We start from the raw sequence: 19583 nt of genomic DNA on the forward strand, positions 1-19583 counted from the left end.
CAGGGCCCACTGGCCGGGGACCGTCGCCCCTGCGCGGTGAACTCGCACTCCGGCGATGCTGGGCGCAGTTTCCCGAGCGACCCGGAGGACCGGACCGATGGACACCAGGATGCAGCTGACCCGCCTGCGGCACACGCTCCTGCCCGGCCACGGCCCGCTGGTCCGCTCGTCGGACCGGCTGCAGGCCCGGCTGCTGATCCTGGTCGTCCTGCTGGCGCTGGCCGCGGCGGTGGGCGCGGTGCTGTTCGGCATCGGCGAGTACTCGGTCGAGTCCGCCAAGTCCCGCGAACAGACGGCGACGCGCTACCCGGTGACGGCGGTTCTGCTGGCCGACGGCCCCTTGCCGGCCACGGCCGGTCGTGGCGAAACGCCGTTCGGCTCCGTTCCGACGCGGGCGACCTGGTGGACCCGAGACGGACAGCAGCGAGTGGGTGAAGTGGAAGCGGCGGCAGGCACGGTCGCGGGCCACGAGGTCGAGATCTGGGTGGACGAAACGGGCGCCCCGGCGGAGCGCCCGCTGACCATGGCGGCGGCGATCATCGGTGCACCCCTGGGGGCGGCGACCCTCTGGGCGGCGGCGGTTTCCCTGTTCGTCCTCGCCTACCGAGGTGCGGTCCACCTGCTGAACCGCCGCCGGTTCACCGCGTGGCAGCGGGAATGGGCCGCCCTCGGAACCGGCACCACCCGCCGCGACGACCAGCGGCCCTGATCGGGGGTGCGCTCAGGCGAGAGCCGGTGCGGGCCGCCAGAGGCGGGCGGTTCCGTCGTCGCTCGACGTCGCCAGCATCGTGCCCGCCTGGTTCACCGCCACCTGCGTCACCGCGTCCTCGTGACCGGTCAGCGGTGGTCCCGCCGGGACACCGGACGCCCAGTCCCACAGGCGGGCGGTGTGGTCGCGGGCCGCCGTGATCAGCGTGTCCGGTCCGTGGAACGCGAGGCCCCAGACCGGGCTCTCGTGGGCCGTCCACGGCTCCCGTACGGACGTCCCGGTGGCCGTGGTCCACAGGCGGACCGTCCCGTCGTCGGCTCCGGCGGCCAGCGTGCGCCCGTCCGGGCCGAACGCCAGGCACGCCATCGACGAGGAGTACCCGGCGAGGCACCGGCCCACGGTTTCCCCGTCGCCCACGTGCCACAGGCGCACGTCGCCGTCGGTGCCCGCGGAGGCGATCCAGCCGCGGGGGCTGACCGCCAGGTCGTTGATGGCGCCGGTGTGGCCGGCCAGGACCGAGCGCAGGGACGGCTCGCCGTCGAGGTCCCACACCCGCACCAGGGTGTCGCCGCCGCCGGTGGCGAGCGTGCGGCCGTGGAGGCTGAACGCCACGGCGACCGCGTAGCCGTCGTGCTCCAGGGGCGGCCCCGGCAGGGCGGTGACCGTGGCCGGGTCCCACAGGCGCACGGTGGTGTCCACGCTCGCGGTGGCCAGGACGCGCCCGCCCGGGCTGAAGGCCACGCCCCAGACGGGACCGCGGTGGCCGGTCAACGGTTGCCCGTGCGGCGTTCCGTCGTGGGTGTTCCACAGCCGAACGGACATGTCCGCGCTCGCCGTCGCGAGCAGCCGCCCGTTCGGGCTGAACGCCACCCCGGTCACCTCGCAGCCGTGCCCGGCCAGGACGTTCGTGCAGGACCAGGCAGCCGTCTCCGGCACCGGCGCCGGGGCGGCCGGGGCCGGGCCGCCGGTGCGTTCGGCCTGCCGCGCCGCGAGCCACAGCCGGTGGAACACGGCCGTGTCCCCGCCCAGCGTCTCGACGATCAGCTCGAGGTAGCCCCATTTCGGGACCCGCGGGCCGGTGAACGCGGTGTGCACGGTGGCGTGGCTGACGACGCCGATGCCGATGTCGGCGGCGATCTGCCGCAGGCCGGGTTCCCCGGCCCGCAGGTGGAGCTCGTGCAAGCGGTCGAACAGGTCGGTGATCGGCCCCGGCGGGGTCACCGCCCGTCTCAGTACGCCCACGGCCCTCAGCGTACGAACCGGTCGGCACCCGTCAACGTTCGTCCGCCGGCGTCAACCCGGCCGCGGTGCCGCGCAGGATCGGGAGGACGACCCGAGGAGGCGGCGATGGGCATGGTCGAGTGGATGACGGTGGTCCTGCTGGTACGGCCCGTCCTGACGGAGATCGCCGGGCTGGGCCGGGCGGTGTGGTCGGTGGTCCGGCAGGCCCGGCGGGCCGCGGTAATCTCCGGGCAAAGATCCCGGGAGCAGGGGGGCGCAGTGAACGGTGTCAGGGTTCTGGTGACGGGGGCGAGCATCGCGGGGCCAGCGCTGGCGCACTGGCTGCGTCGGCGGGGGGCCGAGGTGACCGTCGTCGAGCGGGCGCCCGGGCTGCGGCCCGGCGGCCAGGCGGTCGACGCGCGCGGGGTGACCCGGGAGGTCATCCGGCGGATGGGGCTGGACGCGGCCGTGCGCGCGGCCCGCACCGAAACGGCCGGCGCGCACACCGTGGCCGCCGACGGCACCGTCCTGGAGACCTTCCGCGCGGAGGACGACGGCGGCGACGGGTACATCTCGGAGATCGAAATCCTGCGCGGCGACCTGTCCCGGGTGCTTTACGAGGACACCCGCGACGGCGTCGAGTACGTCTTCGGCGACCGGATCGCCGAGCTGGTCCAGGACGCCGACGGCGTCGACGTGACCTTCGCGGGTGGCGGCCGGCGGCGCTTCGACCTCGTGGTCGGCGCGGACGGGCTGCACTCGGCGCTGCGGGCGATGGTCTTCGGGCCGCGTGAGCGGTTCGTCCGCCACCTCGGGCACGTGATGGCCTTCTACAGCGTGCCCAACGAGTTCGGGCTCGACCGCTGGCTGCTCGAGTACCAGGAGCCCGGGCGCTCAGCCATGCTGCGGCCGATCCAGGACGCCACCCGGGCGATGGCCATGTTCTCCTTCACCGCGCCCGATTTCGACGTCGACCATCGCGACGTCGAAGCGCAGAAGCGCCTCCTGCGCGAGCGGGTCGCCGGCCTGGGCTGGCTGACGCCGCAGCTGCTCGCGCACCTGGACGACACCCCGGACTTCTACCTCGACCAGGTCGCCCAGGTGGTCATGGACCGCTGGTCGAGCGGCCGGGTGGCGCTGCACGGCGACGCGGCGTTCAGCTCGTCACCGCTGTCCGGGCAGGGCACCGGGCTGGCCCTGGTCGGCGCCTACCTGCTGGCCGGAGAGCTGGCCGCGGCCGGGTGGGACCCGGAGGCCGGGTTCGCCGCCTACGAGAGGGCGATGCGCCCGTTCGTCGAAGCCAACCAGGAGATCGGCCGGTTGCACGCGCTCAGCCGCGACGGCGCCGAGCTGGACACCGAGGGACTCCCCGAGCTGGTCGAGCGCGCGCTCAACGGTGTCGAGCTGCCCGACTACGCCGGGGTGCCGGACTCCGGAGCCTCGGTCAAGGGCTAGCCCGCGTCCCGGGAACATCCCACCCGCCTGGCGTTTCCGCTGGTCCGGACGGGTGGGATCGTCCCGGCGTCCCGAATGCCGCGCTGACCGGCGACCGGCGGGGCCGCCGCTGCCAGCCTTCACCGCATGCAGAGACTCGCTCTGGCCGTCGCGGTGCTGCTGGTGGTCCCCGCCGCCGCAGCGACCGCGGTCGCGGCCGAACCCGTTGCGGTGTGCGGGCACACCAGTGCCCAGCCCACCCTGAAACAAGGCGCGTCCGGGGCTCCGGTCACCGAAGCGCAATGTGAACTGAACCTGGCGACCAAGGCGAGCCGGTACCCGCCCATCGGGGCCGACGGCTCCTTCGGCCCGGCGACCGACGCCCGCGTGCGCGTGTTCCAGAAGTGCGCCGCGCTGAGCGTGGACGGGCAGATCGGGCCGAACACCTGGGCCGCCCTCAACTCGTGGGCCGCGCGGCCGCGCAAGTGCGCCACCCAGGGCACGGCGGGCACCGCGCAGAGCGTCGTGTGCGGCCACTCCACCGCCCGCCCGACCCTGCAGAGCGGCTCCACCGGCGCGGACGTCGAGGAACTCCAGTGCCGGCTGAACCTCGCCATGGAGCCGGGCCACTACCCGCCGCTGACGATCGACGGCCAGTTCGGGGCGGGCACCCGGAACCGCGTGATCGAGTTCCAGCACTGCGTCAACGCCAGTGCCGACGGCGTCGCCGGGCCCACCACCTGGGCGAAGGTCACCGACTGGTCCAGCCGCAACACCTACTGCACGCCGCCGAAGCCCGCCGGGCACCCGATCGACGGCGTCGACACGGCCAAGTACCAGCACCCCGGGGGCGCGGCGATCAACTGGGGTGCGGTGAAGGCGTCCGGCGTCGAGTTCGCGACCGTCAAAGCGACCCGCGGCCTCAACGTCACCGACGAGTACCTCGCCACCGACCTGCCCGCCGCCCGCAACGCCGGCCTCGCCGTGGGGCCGTACCACTTCTACACGGGCACGGCGGCGAACACCGGTGGTGCGCAGGCCGATCGGTTCATCGCCGCGGTGAAGGCCACCGGGTACACCGGGAAACGCGCCGGTGACCTGCCGCCCGTGTTCGACCTGGAGTGGAAGGACGACGGCTCCGGCGGCTGCCCGCCGTACGTCACCGTGGCCGACGCCAAGGCGTGGCTGGACAAGGTGCAGGCGGCGTTCGGCCGGACCCCGATCATCTACACGCAGAAGTCGTTCCTGGACGCCTGCCTCGGCGGCACCACCGCGCTGTCCGGCTATCCGATGCAGCTCGCCGACTACCGGCAGTCCGTCACGCAGCCGGCCCTGCCCGCCGGGTCGCGGACCTGGCTGATGTGGCAGTACACCGACGCGGCCATCCCCGACGGCATCCCCGCGCCGGCCACCGGCGACGTCTTCAACGGCACCCAGGCCGATCTCGACCAGCTCGCCAACCGGTGAACCCCCGCAAGGAAAGGACGAGAATGACCCCCTCCATGAGCCGCCGCACGGTGCTGCGCGGCGCGGTGGTGCTCGGCGCGGCCGCGGCGGTCAGCCCGCTGCTGCTGACCGGCACCGCCCAGGCCTACCCCTGGTCCCGCACGCTCACCCAGGGCAGCACGGGCGCCGACGTCACCGAACTCCAGATCCGCGTCGCGGGCTGGGCGGCCGACCACGCCAGCCAGAGCCGCGTCTCGATCGACGGCGAGTTCGGCCCCGGCACCGCCGCGGCCGTCCGCCGGTTCCAGGCGGCGTACGGGCTCGGCGTGGACGGCCAGGTCGGCCCGGCCACCCAGGCCGCGCTCAACGCGCTGGAGCAGAGCGACGGCTCCACCGTGCACTTCAACTTCAGCGAATTCACCGACCGCGACAGCGGCACCTTCAACGGCGGCAAGGTCAGCGCGGCCACCGCCAAGGAGAACGCCCGGCGCTGCATGTACAAACTGGAGGCCCTGCGCAAGAAACTCGGGAACAAGCCGATCACGGTCAACTCCGGGTTCCGCAGCATCGCGCACAACGCGGAAATCGGCGGCGCCAGCGACAGCATGCACCTCTACGGCACCGCGGCCGACCTGAACGTGCCGGGCGTGGCCAACAAGACCGTCTACCAGAAGGCCGAGACCTGCGGGTTCTCCGGCCTGGAGACCTACAACACCGACCACCAGCACGTGGACAGCCGGGCCGACCTCGGCCGCTCGTGGTGGTGGGAGAACGGCACGGTCTGAGCGCACGGCCGGGCGCCGGGAGACCTGGGGGTTCCCGGCGCCCGGCCGGGCTCAGTGCGACTGCGGGTTCTCCAGCGCCGCCGAACAGGCCGGCCAGTCGTGGAAGTCGTGGTGCGCGCGCCACAGCCGGTGGGCCGCGTCGATGTTCCAGGCCGGGTCGAACGCCTGCCGGGGCGTGCCGCCCAGTTCCAGCAGCCGGCCGTCGGAAATCTGGAACACGCCCCAGTTGCGGCTCCCGTTCGTGTTCGGCAGCACCCACAGCGGATCGAGGAACGACGCGCAGCGGGCGATCGCGACCGCGGTGTCCGGTGCCTCGGTGAACACGGCCCGGATCCGCTGCTCCACCATCGACGGCGACCAGCCCGCCATGCTGGTCCGGTGGTCGTACAGCGCGTTCTTGGTGGCCTCGTCGACCACGCCGCGGGCGGGCAGGCCGGCCAGCACCTGGAACGCGGTGACCCGGCGCAGCGTCTCCGGGCCGAAGGATCCGTCGACCGACAGCCGCCCGTGCGCCGCGACCAGCAGGTTCTGCACCTCGGTGACGCACTCGTCGTGCTGGCCCATGCTCACCGGCGGCTGGCAGGCGGCGGAGAACAGCACCCGGTCGGCGTACCGGCCGGGCGGCGACCCGGACCCGTCGGCGGTGACCCAGAACAGCCCGCCGGCCAGCAGGACGACGATCGCGACGGCCACCGGCACGGACCAGCGCCGCAGCCGCGACGGCCCGGCGTGCCCGACGGGTCCGACCCGCTCGGCCTGGTCGACCTGCCCGGCTTCGTCCGGCGGTCCCTCTTCGTCCCGGCCGGCGTCGGCCAGGGCCCACAGCTGGTGCAGCTCGCGCAGTTCGTCCGCCGACGCGCCGCAGACCTTGGCGAAGGAATGGACCACGCGGTAGTCGGCGGGCACGCTCTTGCCGGAGCAGTACCGGTGCAGGCTGGAGCCGCTGGCCCCGGCCTGCCGGCCGAGCCGTTCGTAGCCCTGCCCACTGCGGTCCTTCAACATGCGCAGGTAGGCGGCGAACTTGTCCATGTGCGGGGTCACGGTGACAGGAACACCTCGCTCGGGCCGCGGATGACGGACGGAAGTTAACACCGTCGCGCCGCCAGTCGGGCGGAAATCGACGGATTGCGCCACCCGGGCGATCACACCCGGCCATCCGGCGGCCCGCGGCCGCCCGGAGATGACCAAGGTCCCCGGCCCGCGGTCCGAAGATCCCTGGGCGGCCCCGCCCCGGCCTTGCAGGATCGGGGGAGCGCCCGGGCGACAGCGCCCGGCCCGCTCCCCGACGAAGGAGAAAAACCCTTTGCTGTCCCCAGCATCCGCCGCGGTGGTCGGCGCCACCCTGCCCGTCGTCCGCGCGCACGCGACGGAGATCACCGGTGAGTTCTACTCGTCGATGTTCGCCGCGCACCCGGAGCTGCTCCGGGTGTTCAACCAGGGCAACCAGGCCGACGGCCGGCAGCAGCTCGCCCTCGCGGCAGCCGTCGTGGCCTTCGCCGGGCACCTGCTCGACCCCGGCGCCCCGCCGTTCGACCCGATCGCCGAGCGGATCGCCCACAAGCACGTGTCGCTGGGCATCCGGGCCGAGCAGTACCCGATCGTCGGCCATCACCTGCTCACCGCCGTGGGCACCGTCCTCGGCGACGCGGTCACCCCCGAGATCGCCGCCGCGTGGCAGGAGGTCTACTGGCTGCTCGCCTGCCGGTTGATCGCGGCCGAAGCGCGGCTCTACGAGCGCGGCGACGTCGATCCCGCCGACGTCTGGCGCCGCTGGCGGGTCGCCAAGCGCCTCGACGAGGCCGTCGGCACCGTGTCGTTCACGCTGGTGCCCGACGACGGCGGACCGGTGCCGGATTTCCGGCCGGGGCAGTACGTTTCGGTCGCGGTCGACCTGCCCGACGGGCGTCACCAGCCCCGGCAGTACTCACTGTCGCAGGGCCCCGGGCGTGGTTCGCTGCGGATCACCGTCCGCCGCGCCCCGGGTGGCGCGGTGTCGGGCTTCCTGCACGACTGCGTGACGGAGGACCGAACGCTGTTGCTGGGCCCGCCCGCGGGCGACACGGCGCTCGACGCGGGCGCCGGTCCGGTGCTGCTGGCCAGCGCGGGCATCGGCATCACCCCGATGGCCGCGATGCTGGACGACCTCGCCCGCACCCGACCGACCCGCCCGGTCGTCCTGGCGCACGCCGACCGGTCCCCGGCCCACCACGCACTCCGCCGCGAATGCGCCCACACCGCAACGGGCCTGGCGAACGTCCGGGACCTGCGGTGGTACGAGCACGATCACGACGAGCAGTCGCGGCCCGGCCGGATGGACGTCGACGCCCTGCCGCTCACCCCGGACACCACCGCGTATCTGTGCGGCCCGCTGCCGTTCATGTACGGAATCCGCGATGGGCTGATCCGCCGCGGGCTGCCCGCGGAGCGCATCCGCTACGAGGTGTTCGGCCCCGGCATGCTGTGACGGCCCGCACGCTCCGGTTCAGTCAGGTGCGGCGCCGGCCAGCCGATCCTGGAGGGTGGCGTGGCGGAACTGGTAGTCGGAGCCGACGGTGCGGAGGATCTGCCGTTCCCGGGCGTCGTCGAGGAAACGGGCCAGGCGCAGCGGGGTTTTGCCGGTCACGAAGAAGTAGAGCTGGGCCAGGGCGGTGGTGCAGCCGCTCGAGCAGACGGCGCCGATCGCGATACCCAGGTTTACGCTCCACGTGAGCGCCAACAGCCCGATTTCCCACGCGGTCGGAAAACTGTCCCAGGCCTCGACGAGGTTCGCGACTGCTGCAAGTCCAAAAGTACCAGCCGTTATCGCCAACCCCACGCCTAGCCCGACAGCCGCTCCGGTGAGCAGGCTCTGCCGGAGGAGATATCGTGGCTCGATCGCTTTTGGCGGTTCCTGAGTCAACATCTTGTCCCAAAGTGATGAAGCGAGTATGAAGGCGCCGGACGCCAGCGGAGTCTGAAGCAAAAGGGCCGTTACGCCGGCTGACAGAGTACCTGCGGAATAGGTGAAGTAAAGGCCGCTGGCCGCCCCGGAACCCACGCCGAGCGAGAGGCCGGCGGTGGCATTCTCTTTCCATTGAACATGGCCCCCGCCGTAGAGATTCAGCTGATGTGGTTGATTGCGCAGGCGCCCGTGTGCCGGCGCGCCGACGACGAAGCCGATCACGGCGAAGCCGGTGGTCACGATGAGAGGGCTGATCGCGAGTTTCCAGCCCAGTATCAGGCCGATTTCGAGCACGCCGAGCATTCCGGCGGCGGCGGTCGCGACCGCGCCGACAAAGCCGCCGGCCAGGGTGCGGACCAGGGCCGGTGTCCAGTGGGAGATGGTCCACCACGCGAGGTCGCGCGTGTTCTCGGCGCTGAGCCTGGCCGCGAGGAACTCCAAAGTCCGGCGGGCGGTCACCTCCGGATACCTCGATCCGGCCCGGCCGGGCTGCGGTTCGTACGCCGCGGCCACCGCCTGGTCCAGGAGGTGCTCGGCGATCGACTCGGAGGTCGGGAACTTGTTCCGGTCCAGCAGGTCGTCGACACCGGGCACCGCCGAGGTGGTCCGCTGGTAGACGTCGCGGACCAGCGAGATCGACAACGGGTTGTCGAGAGCCTGCGCCGCCACGGGATCGGTGCCGGAGCCGAGCGTCGCGAGGAACTTCTCCCAGGGGGCCGGCGGCGGGTCGACCAGGCAGCGCCTCAGGTAGCCGGTGACGTCGGCGGTCTTCAGCGGGGCGAGTTCGAGGGCCACGGCGCCGGCGAAGATTCCGCTCTTCGCCGCGACGACCAGTTCGGACGTGCGGGTCAGCAGGACGATCCGGAAGGTCGCCTGCCGGCTGAGGGCGCGCAGGACCAGGGGCCGGTCGTCCTCCGGGATTTCGTCCAGGCCGTCCAGGAACACCGCGACGCGACCGGCGTCGAGCAACCCGGCGGCCGACCGGCGGCGGTGTCGGCCGCCGAACGCGGGGATGTCGACGAGTTTGCCGGTGAGCCACTCCCGCACCGACGTCTGTTCGGGATCCCAGCCCTGCAACGTGGTGAGGAACGGGACCGGCACCGCACGGCGTTGCTCCGGGGCGACCTGGTTGCGGTAGTGCAGCGCGTCCAGGAGCAGCAGGATCGCCGCCGAGCTCTTCCCGGTGCCCGGGGTGCCGGCGATGATCAGCCGTCCGGAGGCCAGCCCGCCGTACACGCGGTGCAGCGTCCGGTGCGTGCCCGAGCGCAGCTGGGCGGGTGTCGTGCGGCTCAGGCCCGGCAGCGGCGGGAAGGAGCCCCGGGTCGTGGCCGAAGCCGGCGGTGCCGCCACCGGTTGGCTGCTGAGGTGCCAGCGGATCGGCAGGGGTTCGGGCTGGAGCAGGCCGCGTTCCGTCGCGGCCGCGGTCCACTGCCGCTGGACGACGGCGGCGAGGGTGTCGGTGAGGGCGTCGGCGTCGGCCGCGGCGCGCCCGGACCGGACTTTGCCGCCGAAGGCCTGCCAGACCGTCAGCACCACCCCGAACGCCGCCAGCACGAACTGCCCGTATCCGCTGGCGTTGCTGCGTTCGCCCGGCTCCAGCAGCGTCACCTGCAGGGTCCACCAGCCCAGCCCGGCCACGAGCAGGGCGATCCCGGCGGCCACGAGCAGCCCGTTGCGCGTCATACCGGGACAGTCGGATTCCGGCGGCGGGTTGCAACGCCCGGCGGTCAGGGACCGGCCAGCGCCGGGTGGGCGCGGATCCGTTCGGCGAGTTCGCGGGCTTCGCGGGAGTTGCGGTAGGGCGCGGTGTCCAGGGTCGTGCAGATGTCGGTCAGGCGGGTGCTCAGGTGGGCGACGCCGGCTGTGGCGGGGGTGCCGATCACCGGGTCGAGCGCGGCGTCGGCGGCGTCGAGTTCGCGGACCGCCAGGTAGCCGTCGGTCATCTCCAGGCGGGTGGACGCCTCGCCGCCGTAGCGGCGGTTGCGCTCGGCGTCCGTCGCGTACAGGCGGAGCGCACGCTCGGCCGCCTCGATCGCCAGCACCGGCTTGCCGACCTGGACCCAGGCGCCGGCGTTGCAGAACGACTGCCGTGCCTCGTCGAAGCCGAATTCGCCGCCGACGAGGTCGTGCAGTTCGTCGGGCTCGGTGGCCTGCTCCCGGGCGCGGTGGCCCATGCTGATCACGGCGTGGGTCTCGCGGACGTCGCCGAGGTAGGCCCAGGCGCGGCTTTCGATGTTGCACAGGCGCACGAAGCCGGTGCCGTGCCGCAGGTACTCGCGGCCGGCCTTGGCCAGGTGCGCCGCCTCCCGCGGGTTGCCCGACCAGAACGCGATGAGCGCCTGCGTGCCGCGCAGCCACGCCTTGAGCCCGTTGTGGCCGATGATTTCCGCGTAGACCCAGGCGGCGCGCGACTGTTCGGCGGCGGCGCCGTAACAGCCCAGTTCCATGCTGGCGCCGGCCAGCAGCCCGCACGTCTGGCCGGCGAGCAGGTACAGGTGCGACTGCTGGGCCGGGTGGGCGCGCCGCTGCAGCAGCTGGAAGACGCGGTCGCGCACGCGGACGAGCTCGCCGAAGATCTCGGCGGGCTGGACGAGGATGGAGCTGCGCGCGAGCTGGACGACATCGTGGTCCAGCTGTTCGAGGGTGATCGCGCCGACCTCGGTGATTTCGGCGTGTTCGGCGTGCGCCCCCGAAGCGTGGGCGGCGGCGCGGACCGCGGCGGCGTCGAGCGTTCCGGGCGCCGGGGCAGCGGCGGGCTCCGCGGCCGGCGCGAGCTGGTCGAGCACGAGGCGCTCGGGCTCGGGCAGCAGCGGCAGCTCGTCCTCGCCCAGCAGGGCGCGGGGCACGGTGCCGTAGACCCGGGCGAGCAGGGCGAGGACGTGGATCGTGGGGCGGATGCCGCGCTGCGGCCACGCCTCGTACTCGCTGATCCGTTTGCCGGTCATCGGGGCACGCGGGTCGCCGAGCAGGTCGTTGCAGCGGGCCGCGACCGCCGTCTGGGACAGGCCGTGGGTGTACCGCCAGGCCTGCCGCGGATTGAACTGCCAGCGGCCGGCCATTTCCGCGGCGATCCGCGCCGGGCTCGACCCGGCGGCGAGCAGCTGGTGCCGGAGCCGTTCCCGCTCCGGTTTGCTCCCGGGTTTCGCCCCGCTGGTACCCATGACGGAGCACGGTAGCGCATCACGGCTTTTCGTGGGATCACGCCGAAAATCCGGCGAAAACTCCCGTCCGGCGGGAATCCGCGCGACCGGCCCGCTCGGGAAGGCTGGTCCGCCGCATCGAGCCAAGGAGGACCTGTGTCCCGTCGTCGCGACACCGCCGGCGCATGACCGTGCGCTGGGTCGAAAACGCCCGCGGCGGCCGGACCCCGCCCGGCCCCGCCCGGCGGGCGGAGGCCGCACCGGACAGCACGGCCGCCCCGCCCGCGGCCGGGAAGACCCGGCGGGCCCCGGACGAGCGGGACCGCGGGTGACGGCCGAGGAGGGCCTGCGCGCCCTGGTCGCCCGCGGCTTCCGGTTCCAGCACATCGCCGACGCCCACGGCGAGCTGACGATCATCGTGGGCACCTACGGGTGGCCGGAGTTCTGCGACCGCATCGAAATCCACGGCGAACTCGAAGCGTCGGCGGCCCGTACGGGAACCGGGCCGGGGGAGAAGGCGGTGTGGCGCCGGCGCGGGGACACGGTGTCGGTGATCGCCGCTCTGCTCGCGCTGCCGGCGCCACCGGAGGTGTCCACTGTGGATGGTCCGGCCGCCTGACGCCGGCCGCTTCCGAAACCGCGGCGGCGTAATCCGATTGCGTGGGAGAGGGCGTCGCCCGACGATGGGCCGATGTCGCCGAACGTGTCGCTCGAAGAGGTGAAGTCCGGGCTCCGCCGTGCGCTGACCTGGCACGGAGACCGCCCGGACCGGCACCGCTACGCCGACGTGACGGGGTGGTGGCGCCGTCCCGAGCTGCTCGCGAACCTGGGTCCCGCGCTGGCCGGGCTGTTCGCCGACCGGCCACCGACGGTCGTCATCGGGCCGGAGTCCCGTGGCTGCCTCCTCGGGCCGCTGGTCGCCCTGCACCTGGGCGTCGGGTTCGTCGAAGTCCGCAAGAACCGGGCCGGCTGCATTGACAGCGATGCCTGGTTGCGGCGGACCACCCCACCCGACTACCGGGACCGCCACCTCAGCCTCGGCTTCCGCAGGCGCCTGGTCGGCGGCGGCGACCGGGCGCTGTTCGTCGACGACTGGATCGAAACCGGCGGGCAGGCGCACGGCGCCCGCCTCCTGACCGAGGACGCCGGAGCCACCTGGCTCGGTGCCGCGACCGTGGTCGACGCCTTGCGCGGCAACCGGGTCCGGCGTGAGCTGGACGTCCGGTCCCTGCTGCACCTCAGGGAACTCTGACGGGTCTGGAGTTCTCCGCGCGGCCCCGGCACACTGGTCTGCGGTTCGCGAGAATCCGAGGAGGGCTGCGGAATGCCTACCGCCATCGAATACGCAGTCGTGGCGCACCGGCACGAACAGAACGGGAGCGCCGGCGGCCCGCCGGCCCAGAACTCGCTGCACGCCGCCGTGACGCACGTGGACGTCGTTCCCGCGGCGCCGGTGGAAGGGTGGCTCGTCACCGGGCTGCCCGCGGTGCTGCTGGTGGCCGTCGCGGGCGTGGTCTGGCACCGGCGGAAAAACCACCTCCGCTGACCGCTCGCCTTCACCGGGCCGACCAGGGCCTCACCCACTGGTGCAGCACCGCCAGGAAGGCCGGGGCCAGTGGCTGCCCTTCGACCGGGCTGCCGGCCGGGTGCAGGAGGTGGTCGATCCCCTCCAGAGCAGCCAGGTGCTCGCCGTGCAGGGCCTTCAGCAACGGTGGCAAGGTGGCGCAGGGGACGTGGGGATCGGCGGTCCCGCACGTCACCAGCACCCGCGTCCCGCGCGGCACCTTCCGGGCCACGTCCGGCGGGTGGATCGCGTCGTCGCCGCGGAGGAAAGCACTCTGCGCCGCGAGCGTGCGGAACAGCTCGGCGATCGACGGCAGCATGCCGTCGGTGCCGGGGGGGCCGTCCGGCGCGGAAACCGGCGATCCAGGCGGCGATCAGGTCCTTCTGGGCCGATGCCGCCGCCGGCGGCAGGGCGGCGTCGAGCTGGGCGCCGACCTGCGCGGCGATCAGGTCGAGGAGCCGCTGGTCCTGCGGGGCGATCAGGACCAGCCCGGCCGGCCGCGGCCGCACGGCGGTGCCGGCGAGCAGCGCGTTCATGCCGCCCTCGCTGTGGCCGGCGACCAGCATGGCGGAGGGGTTCGTCTCCGGCTGCGCGCGCAAGGTTCCGTACGCGGCGACGGCCTGGCGGATGAACACGTCGTAGCCGGCGCCGGCGGGCGGCAAGGTGTGCGCCGGCCCGCTGCCGTACTTGTCGAACCGGAACGTCATGACGCCGTCCCGGCCCAGCGCGTCCGCCAGCAGCGCCAGGGTGTCCGGCCGCAACCCGGGCAGCTGGTTGCCGTTGCGGTCGGTGGGCCCGCTGCCGGGCAGCAGCAGCGCGGCCGCGAGGCGGGCGCCGGGGCGGTGCGCGGGCACGTGCAGTGTGCCGTGGGCGGCGATGCCGCCGGACTGGAACGTGATTTCCCGGTCGGTGGCCGGAAGGCCGCCGGCGGGTGCGACGGTCGCGGCGACCAGGGCCGCGGCCAGCAGGGTGTGCATGGGATTCCCTTGCTCAGTGGATGATGTAGGGCAGGAAGAGGCCGAGCAGGACGACCGCGGCGGTCAGCGCGAGGCAGGTCACGAGGGCGACGCGGTTGCCGATGTTGACCGTCCAGCCGACGCCGAACCGCCGGGCCACGAACCACGACGGGTCGTCGGGGTTGCGGTAGAGCACGCCGCCGATCCAGAGGCCGTCGTCGTCGCGGTGGGACAGGCCGGTGTGCTCGCCGGGCTCGCGGTCGCGGTGGCGCCGGGCCGTGACGGCCACGAGCAGCGCCACGCCGACGGCGACCGGCCCGATCGTCAGCGGGAGCAGGAGGCCGGCGTCCGGCGAGGTTTCCCAGGTCGCCCAGGCGGCGGCGAACAGGCCGAGGTCGATCAGGGTGGCCAGCCCGATGAGCGCCCGGCCCAGCCGGGCCACGAACTTCCGGTGCGCCCGGGCGGACGCCGCCGGCCGCGCCGGGTCGACGTCGGCCGGCCCGCGGAACACCAGCACGCCGGAGACGCAGAGGACCACCGTCAGGACGGCCTGGACGAACACGATCCCGAAGGCGCTGCCCACGGACTTCGGCGCGAACCGGTCGGCGGTGCCGCCGGAGAAGTGCACCGGCAGCGTGTCCGGCAGGCCCGGGTACCGGAGCACGCCGACGACCGCCGTCGCGGCCACCACGAGCACCGGGAGCAGCAGCCAGGGCCACGGGAAACGCGGCGGGTCGTTGCGCAACGACGTGTCCACCGCGATGCCCTGGCGGACGCCGGCGTACCAGGCCTGCTCGCGCTTGGCGGCCGTGATGACCCGGTTGGCCCGCAGGTAGAGCAGGTACCAGACGACCAGCGTCGCCAGCACGGCCACGGGCAGCACCGCGATGCCTGCCGTGAGGATCAGCCCGGCACCGGACACCGCGATGACCCCGGCGGCGGCGAGCACACTCGTGCGGAACCGGGCCGTTTCCCGCCGGACGACCGGGTCTTCGATCCGGTCGTCCGGCACCCGCACGCCGAACCGCACGCTGCGGGCGGACAGCACCGGCGTCAGCCACGCCAGGTACCCCAGCAGGGCCACCAGCACCAGGTGCGCCACCACACCGGTCGTCGTCACGATGCCTCATCCCCTTGCTGCTCCTCGAAGTCCGCGAGCAGGGCACGGCACGCCGCCAGCACCTCGTCCGCGGGCACACCCTTGGCGACGGCCTCCGCGAGCAGCGTGCGCGCCCGCGCCGACCAGCCGTCCGTGAACGCCGCGTCGGCGGCGGTGGGGCCGATCACGGCCCCGGTCTTGCGGTTCAGCCGCACGAAACCCTGCTGGCGCAACAGGTCGTACGCCTTGTTCACGGTGTGGAAGTTGATCCCGAAGTCCGCCGCGAGCTGCCGCGTGGACGGCAGCGACTCGCCCTCCCGCACCGTGCCCGCCGCGATGCCCTCCACGACGCGGTCCCGCAGCTGCTGGTAGATCGGCACGTCGCCGGACAGGTCGAGGCTGATGATCACGGGCCGCTCCCTTGTTGCTCTGTTGTAGTAGTTATAGAACAAAGCAACGCGACGGGCAAGGCGCCCGGAAGGGTTCTGGTGGCGGGAGAGCGGGTGCGGTACAACCGGAAGCGTGGCCGAGCGCGTCCGGCGTCCTGACCCGCACGTTTCCGTCGAGCGTGACGTGCTGGTGCGGTACCTCGACGCGTGGACGGCGACGGTGCTGCGGTCGCAGCGCGGCGGGACGTACGTCGAGTGCGGGGACTTCGCCGCCGACGCCTTCCGCGTCTTCGGCGAGTTCGCCGACCGGCTCGCCGGCCACCACCTGACGGCGGTGGTCGTGGGCCGGCCGGCGCCGGCCGGGGCACCGGAGGGGCTCGCGGTCCGAACCGCGGCCGGGCTCCGGGACGTCGAGGTGCCGGGGCCGATGCTGGCCCACCTGTCCGGCGAATGGCCGTCGTCCCTGGTACGGGGCAAGGCGCACGAGGTCCTGCTCACGGCGGAGCCGGGCACGGACCACCGGGAGCGGCTGCGGGCGGCGGGCCTCGGCTGCGGGGTGGCGGTGGACCTGGTGGCCGGGACGGGACAGGCGCGGACGCTGGTCTTCGCGACGGCCGACAGCCGGCACCTCGCGACGTTCAAGAACGAGCTGTGGGCGGTGGACGAGTTCGCGGGCATCCGCTACCGCGACCCGCGTGACGCGGAGGGCACGCTGGTCGACATCTCGCTCACGCCGCAGCTGCTGCCGCTGCGGCGGGCGCTGCTGGCGGAACTGGACCGGCGGGGCCCGGGCCCGGTCGCCGAGCTGCAGCGGTTCACGCTGCTCGAGACGATCTACCGCGCCGAGGATGCCCTCGGCGCGCTGACGGCCGCGGTGGCGGCCGGGCAGGTCACCCGGGAGCCCGGGAAGGGGCGGCTGGGCTCCCGGACGGTGGTGTCGGTGAGCGGTGCTGCGCAGGTCCGCTGACCGGGGAAGGACGAAGGGCGCGGGTCAGGTCGTGGGCGCGTTCACCGGCGACGCTCGCGCAGCCGTCTCCGGCGCCTGGCTCACGACGACCGTGCGGTCGTCCGCCTCGTCGCCGCCCTTCAGCCGGCGCCGTGGCGGAGGCCGTCGACGAGGACGGCGACCATGCGCCTGCCGTGCGCCGGCTCGCGGCCGGGTACGGGCCGGCACAACGAGGCGATCGCGTGCAGGAGGTCTTCGGCGCCGAGGTCGCCGCGGATCGCGCCGTCGGTGGCCGCCGCGTCGAGCAGGGCGGTGAGCGTGGGGCCCAGCCGCTCCATGAAGTAGCCGGGCAGCCCTTCGAACGCCGGATCGCCCGAGTGCAGGGCCGAGGCGAGCCCGCGTTTGGTCTCGAGGAGTTCGACGAACCGGTCGATCCAGAGCGAAAGCGCCCGCTCCGGCGGGTGGGCGGCGCTCAGCTTCGGGCCGGCGTCGGCGACGGCGTCGATCCCGGTCCGCACGACGGCCTTGACCAGGTCCGAGCGCTGGGGGAAGTGCCGGTACAGCGTGCCGACGCCGACTCCGGCGAGGTCGGTGATCTCCTTGGCCGGGGCGTCCACGCCGGAGGTGTCGAAGACCGTCCGCGCCGCCTCGATCAGGGCCTCGACGTTGCGCTGGGCGTCGGCGCGCCGCCGTCGGGTCTCCTGGGTCACTTCGCCCCTCTCGGTTGCATAACCGGAAACCCTTTCCGTATAGTTCCGGAATAGGTTTCCACTTACGGCCAGCGTACGGCATCCGCGCCGGCCGGCACCTCGGCGGGAGAGAACCCATGCAGTACCGCACCCTCGGCCGGACCGGGATCAAGGTCAGCCCGTACGCGCTCGGCGCGATGATGTTCGCGACGTCCTTCGGCAATCCCGACCCGGACGACTCCGCCCGCATGATCCACAAGGCGCTCGGCGCGGGGATCAACTTCATCGACACCGCCGACGCCTACGGCGACTCCGAGGAGGTCGTCGGCAAGGCGTTGCGAGGCCGCCGCGACGACGTCGTGCTCGCCACCAAGTTCGGCCGCCAGGTCGGCGACGACCCGCACCACCAAGGCGCGTCCCGGCGCTGGATCACCACCGCCGTCGAGAACTCGCTGCGGCGCCTGCAGGTCGACCACATCGACCTCTACCAGCTGCACCGCACCGATCCCGCGACGGACGTCGAGGAAACGCTTTCCGCGCTCACCGACCTGCTCCGCGCCGGCAAGGTCCGCGCGATCGGCACGTCCCAGAGCCTGGCGTCCGACCTCGTCGAGGCCCAGTGGGTCGCCGAACGGCGCGGCCTGGCGCGGTTCCGCGCCGAGCAGGCGGCCTACTCGATCCTCAACCGCGGCGTCGAACGCGAAGTGCTGCCGCTGGCCCAGCGCTTCGGCATGGGCACGCTGATCTGGGGCCCGCTCGGCCAGGGCCTGCTCACCGGGCGCGTCCGCAAGGGCGAGCGGAACGACCTGCGCCGGGCCCACCTGCTCAAGCACCTCAGCGACGAACGCCGGCTCGACGTCGTCGAGCAGCTCGTCCCGCTGGCCGCCGAAGCGGGCCTGCCGATGACGCACCTCGCGATGGCCTTCGTCATCGCCCACCCCGGCGTCACCAGTGCGCTGCTCGGCCCGCGGACCATGCCCCAGCTCGACGACCTGCTGGCCGGCCTCGAGGTCCGGCTCACCGACGACGTCCTCGACCGCATCGACGAAATCGTGCCGCCCGGCACCAACATCGGCGCGCTCGACCAGAACTACCAGCCGCCGGCCGTACACGACCCGGGCCTGCGCCGCCGTCCGCTCGCCGAGCGCGCCGCGGCCTGAGCGAACATCGCGTGACCGGGCATCACTCGGCTATTCGGTGGTCCGGACCGTCTGGACGCCGTGCCCGGCCGGCTGGAGGGTCGGGCGCAGGGCCGCGACCACCGCCGTGGTGACGACGAGGTGCATCAGCATCAGCCCGAAGACGTTGGCGGCCGTGGCGCCCGCGGTGAACAGGAGCAGGTCAGGGACCCACGTCAGGACGAGGACCGCGGGGACCACCACGCGCAGCGCCTGCGGCGCCCGGCGGGCGATCACGAACCAGCCGACCGTGCCCAGCAGCAGGCCGACCGCCGTGGCGGGCAGGTAGGACGCGGGGGACAGGCCCATGCCGATGCCGCCGTCGTCCAGTGACAGCGCCCCGAGGGCGATGACCGTGTTCACCGCGGCCGCCGCCAGGAGCGCGAAGCCGAGGCGCAGAGCCGTGATCGCGGTGGGTTTGGGGGTGGTCGACATCGCTCCTCCTTGGGTTGCGTGTTCAACCCAAACGGTAGGTTGGGTTGCGTGTTAAAGTCAAGGCTGTGAGCGAAGAGGAGCCCGTGCGCTGGCTCGCCGAAGACGAACGGCGGGCGTGGATCACCCTGGCGAAAGTGCTGCTCACCCTGCCGGGGGCGCTGGAAAGCCAGCTGCTGCGCGACGCCGACCTGACGCTGCTGGGCTACATGATCCTGGCCCGGCTGTCGGCGGTGCCGGAGGAAACCCTGCGGATGAGCGAAATCGCGGAGATGGCCAACGGATCGCTGCCCCGGATTTCGCACGCCGTGGCGCGCCTGGAGGACCGGGGCTGGGTGACGCGCCGGGTCTGCACCGGCCAGGGCCGCCGGTTCACGACCGCGACGCTGACCGACGCCGGCCGCGCGCACCTGGCGGCGTCGGCGCCGGCGCACGTCGCGACCGTGCGCCGCCTGGTGGTCGATCCCCTCGGCGAGGACTTCGTGCGGCTCGGTGACGCCGTCGCGCGGATCGTCGAAAAGCTGGGACTGCCGACGGAGATCCTCGACCCCCGCCCGTAACGGAACGACATCGCCCGTCGATGGACGGGCGGGGGGCCGACGGTGCCGGACCTCGGCCGGGTCGAGCCGCTCTGATCGTCTGACGGGGAGGACG

21 protein-coding genes and 1 pseudogene are annotated in these 19583 nt (G+C 73.3%); 12 read left to right on the forward strand and 10 right to left on the reverse strand.

Annotation, left to right across the window (positions count from 1 at the left end):
* The first annotated feature begins 97 nt into the window (after positions 1-97).
* Positions 98-709, forward strand: a complete 612-nt coding sequence (locus AB0J55_RS02490) for a hypothetical protein (protein ID WP_364241668.1) — start codon at positions 98-100, stop codon at positions 707-709.
* Positions 710-721: 12 nt separating this feature from the next.
* On the opposite strand, the gene AB0J55_RS02495 is transcribed toward AB0J55_RS02490, so the two are convergent.
* Positions 722-1951 carry a WD40 repeat domain-containing protein gene (locus AB0J55_RS02495; RefSeq protein WP_364241670.1) on the reverse strand — a complete coding sequence of 410 codons (1230 nt, stop codon included), beginning with the start codon at positions 1949-1951 and terminating at the stop codon, positions 722-724.
* Between the two features lie 276 nt (positions 1952-2227).
* On the opposite strand from AB0J55_RS02495, the gene AB0J55_RS02500 reads away from it, so the two are divergent.
* The 3 genes from AB0J55_RS02500 (at position 2228) to AB0J55_RS02510 (ending at position 5595) form a co-directional block, all read left to right on the forward strand.
* The gene (locus tag AB0J55_RS02500; protein WP_364243385.1) at positions 2228-3385 is read left to right on the forward strand and encodes an FAD-dependent monooxygenase; all 1158 of its coding nucleotides are present in this window, start codon (positions 2228-2230) and stop codon (positions 3383-3385) included.
* 126 nt (positions 3386-3511) lie between these two features.
* Positions 3512-4831 (forward strand): GH25 family lysozyme, encoded by a 1320-nt coding sequence (locus tag AB0J55_RS02505; RefSeq protein ID WP_364241673.1) that lies wholly within the window; start codon positions 3512-3514, stop codon positions 4829-4831.
* Between the two features lie 35 nt (positions 4832-4866).
* Complete coding sequence (locus AB0J55_RS02510; protein ID WP_364243387.1) at positions 4867-5595, forward strand: D-Ala-D-Ala carboxypeptidase family metallohydrolase; 729 nt, start codon at positions 4867-4869, stop codon at positions 5593-5595.
* 51 nt (positions 5596-5646) lie between these two features.
* Here the strand turns inward: AB0J55_RS02510 and AB0J55_RS02515 are convergent, their stop codons facing one another.
* The gene (locus tag AB0J55_RS02515; protein WP_364241676.1) at positions 5647-6636 is read right to left on the reverse strand and encodes a helix-turn-helix domain-containing protein; all 990 of its coding nucleotides are present in this window, start codon (positions 6634-6636) and stop codon (positions 5647-5649) included.
* Between the two features lie 262 nt (positions 6637-6898).
* Between AB0J55_RS02515 and AB0J55_RS02520 the strand changes: the two genes are divergently transcribed.
* Entirely contained in the window at positions 6899-8059 is a 1161-nt protein-coding gene (locus AB0J55_RS02520) for a globin domain-containing protein (RefSeq protein WP_364241679.1), read from the forward strand.
* Positions 8060-8077: 18 nt separating this feature from the next.
* On the opposite strand, the gene AB0J55_RS02525 is transcribed toward AB0J55_RS02520, so the two are convergent.
* Together AB0J55_RS02525 and AB0J55_RS02530 are read right to left on the reverse strand one after the other, a co-directional pair.
* Positions 8078-10219 carry a hypothetical protein gene (locus tag AB0J55_RS02525; protein ID WP_364241682.1) on the reverse strand — a complete coding sequence of 714 codons (2142 nt, stop codon included), beginning with the start codon at positions 10217-10219 and terminating at the stop codon, positions 8078-8080.
* A gap of 44 nt (positions 10220-10263) precedes the next feature.
* Positions 10264-11697, reverse strand: a complete 1434-nt coding sequence (locus AB0J55_RS02530; protein WP_364241685.1) for a hypothetical protein — start codon at positions 11695-11697, stop codon at positions 10264-10266.
* Positions 11698-11861: 164 nt separating this feature from the next.
* Here AB0J55_RS02530 and AB0J55_RS02535 point away from each other — a divergent pair, with 164 nt between their 5' ends.
* The 4 genes from AB0J55_RS02535 (at position 11862) to AB0J55_RS02550 (ending at position 13222) form a co-directional block, all read left to right on the forward strand.
* Positions 11862-12008, forward strand: a complete 147-nt coding sequence (locus AB0J55_RS02535) for a hypothetical protein (RefSeq protein ID WP_364241688.1) — start codon at positions 11862-11864, stop codon at positions 12006-12008.
* Positions 12005-12295 (forward strand): hypothetical protein, encoded by a 291-nt coding sequence (locus tag AB0J55_RS02540; RefSeq protein ID WP_364241691.1) that lies wholly within the window; start codon positions 12005-12007, stop codon positions 12293-12295. Before AB0J55_RS02535 ends, AB0J55_RS02540 begins: the two co-directional genes overlap by 4 nt.
* Before the next feature lie 72 nt (positions 12296-12367).
* Positions 12368-12928 carry a phosphoribosyltransferase family protein gene (locus tag AB0J55_RS02545; protein WP_364241694.1) on the forward strand — a complete coding sequence of 187 codons (561 nt, stop codon included), beginning with the start codon at positions 12368-12370 and terminating at the stop codon, positions 12926-12928.
* A 72-nt stretch (positions 12929-13000) separates the two neighbouring features.
* Positions 13001-13222 carry a hypothetical protein gene (locus AB0J55_RS02550; protein WP_364241697.1) on the forward strand — a complete coding sequence of 74 codons (222 nt, stop codon included), beginning with the start codon at positions 13001-13003 and terminating at the stop codon, positions 13220-13222.
* 10 nt (positions 13223-13232) lie between these two features.
* Here AB0J55_RS02550 and AB0J55_RS02555 read toward each other — a convergent pair whose 3' ends face one another.
* The 4 genes and pseudogenes from AB0J55_RS02555 to AB0J55_RS02570 form a co-directional block, all read right to left on the reverse strand.
* Positions 13233-13559: a hypothetical protein gene (locus tag AB0J55_RS02555; protein ID WP_364241700.1), complete on the reverse strand. Its 327-nt coding sequence runs from the start codon at positions 13557-13559 to the stop codon at positions 13233-13235.
* 208 nt (positions 13560-13767) lie between these two features.
* Positions 13768-14217: pseudogene (locus AB0J55_RS02560) on the reverse strand (alpha/beta hydrolase); the annotation flags it as partial.
* 13 nt (positions 14218-14230) lie between these two features.
* Positions 14231-15316: a DUF5808 domain-containing protein gene (locus AB0J55_RS02565; RefSeq protein WP_364241703.1), complete on the reverse strand. Its 1086-nt coding sequence runs from the start codon at positions 15314-15316 to the stop codon at positions 14231-14233.
* Positions 15313-15705: a GntR family transcriptional regulator gene (locus tag AB0J55_RS02570; RefSeq protein WP_364241706.1), complete on the reverse strand. Its 393-nt coding sequence runs from the start codon at positions 15703-15705 to the stop codon at positions 15313-15315. The genes AB0J55_RS02565 and AB0J55_RS02570 overlap by 4 nt, the downstream gene beginning before the upstream one ends.
* 112 nt (positions 15706-15817) lie before the next feature.
* Here AB0J55_RS02570 and AB0J55_RS02575 point away from each other — a divergent pair, with 112 nt between their 5' ends.
* Positions 15818-16651, forward strand: a complete 834-nt coding sequence (locus AB0J55_RS02575) for a hypothetical protein (protein ID WP_364241709.1) — start codon at positions 15818-15820, stop codon at positions 16649-16651.
* A gap of 119 nt (positions 16652-16770) precedes the next feature.
* Here the strand turns inward: AB0J55_RS02575 and AB0J55_RS02580 are convergent, their stop codons facing one another.
* Entirely contained in the window at positions 16771-17340 is a 570-nt protein-coding gene (locus tag AB0J55_RS02580; RefSeq protein WP_364241712.1) for a TetR/AcrR family transcriptional regulator, read from the reverse strand.
* Positions 17341-17456: 116 nt separating this feature from the next.
* On the opposite strand from AB0J55_RS02580, the gene AB0J55_RS02585 reads away from it, so the two are divergent.
* A complete protein-coding gene (locus AB0J55_RS02585; RefSeq protein ID WP_364241715.1) occupies positions 17457-18479 on the forward strand; it encodes an aldo/keto reductase in 1023 nt (340 codons plus the stop codon).
* A gap of 30 nt (positions 18480-18509) precedes the next feature.
* Here the strand turns inward: AB0J55_RS02585 and AB0J55_RS02590 are convergent, their stop codons facing one another.
* Positions 18510-18932 carry a DUF6069 family protein gene (locus tag AB0J55_RS02590; protein ID WP_364241718.1) on the reverse strand — a complete coding sequence of 141 codons (423 nt, stop codon included), beginning with the start codon at positions 18930-18932 and terminating at the stop codon, positions 18510-18512.
* Between the two features lie 65 nt (positions 18933-18997).
* Here AB0J55_RS02590 and AB0J55_RS02595 point away from each other — a divergent pair, with 65 nt between their 5' ends.
* Complete coding sequence (locus tag AB0J55_RS02595; RefSeq protein WP_364241721.1) at positions 18998-19489, forward strand: MarR family transcriptional regulator; 492 nt, start codon at positions 18998-19000, stop codon at positions 19487-19489.
* The last annotated feature ends 94 nt before the right edge of the window (positions 19490-19583 follow it).

Source organism: Amycolatopsis sp. NPDC049688, assembly GCF_040674975.1.
Taxonomy (GTDB): Bacteria; Actinomycetota; Actinomycetes; order Mycobacteriales; family Pseudonocardiaceae; genus Amycolatopsis.

Excerpts from the sequence above, each read along its gene's own strand:
- AB0J55_RS02490 (WP_364241668.1), top strand. The coding sequence starts at position 98 with ATGGACACCAGGATGCAGCTGACCCGCCTGCGGCACACGCTCCTGCCC.
- AB0J55_RS02505 (WP_364241673.1), top strand. The coding sequence starts at position 3,512 with ATGCAGAGACTCGCTCTGGCCGTCGCGGTGCTGCTGGTGGTCCCCGCC.
- AB0J55_RS02510 (WP_364243387.1), top strand. The coding sequence starts at position 4,867 with ATGAGCCGCCGCACGGTGCTGCGCGGCGCGGTGGTGCTCGGCGCGGCC.
- AB0J55_RS02525 (WP_364241682.1), bottom strand. The coding sequence starts at position 10,219 with ATGACGCGCAACGGGCTGCTCGTGGCCGCCGGGATCGCCCTGCTCGTG.
- AB0J55_RS02530 (WP_364241685.1), bottom strand. The coding sequence starts at position 11,697 with ATGGGTACCAGCGGGGCGAAACCCGGGAGCAAACCGGAGCGGGAACGG.
- AB0J55_RS02535 (WP_364241688.1), top strand. The coding sequence starts at position 11,862 with ATGACCGTGCGCTGGGTCGAAAACGCCCGCGGCGGCCGGACCCCGCCC.
- AB0J55_RS02545 (WP_364241694.1), top strand. The coding sequence starts at position 12,368 with ATGTCGCCGAACGTGTCGCTCGAAGAGGTGAAGTCCGGGCTCCGCCGT.
- AB0J55_RS02550 (WP_364241697.1), top strand. The coding sequence starts at position 13,001 with ATGCCTACCGCCATCGAATACGCAGTCGTGGCGCACCGGCACGAACAG.
- AB0J55_RS02555 (WP_364241700.1), bottom strand. The coding sequence starts at position 13,559 with ATGCTGCCGTCGATCGCCGAGCTGTTCCGCACGCTCGCGGCGCAGAGT.
- AB0J55_RS02585 (WP_364241715.1), top strand. The coding sequence starts at position 17,457 with ATGCAGTACCGCACCCTCGGCCGGACCGGGATCAAGGTCAGCCCGTAC.
- AB0J55_RS02590 (WP_364241718.1), bottom strand. The coding sequence starts at position 18,932 with ATGTCGACCACCCCCAAACCCACCGCGATCACGGCTCTGCGCCTCGGC.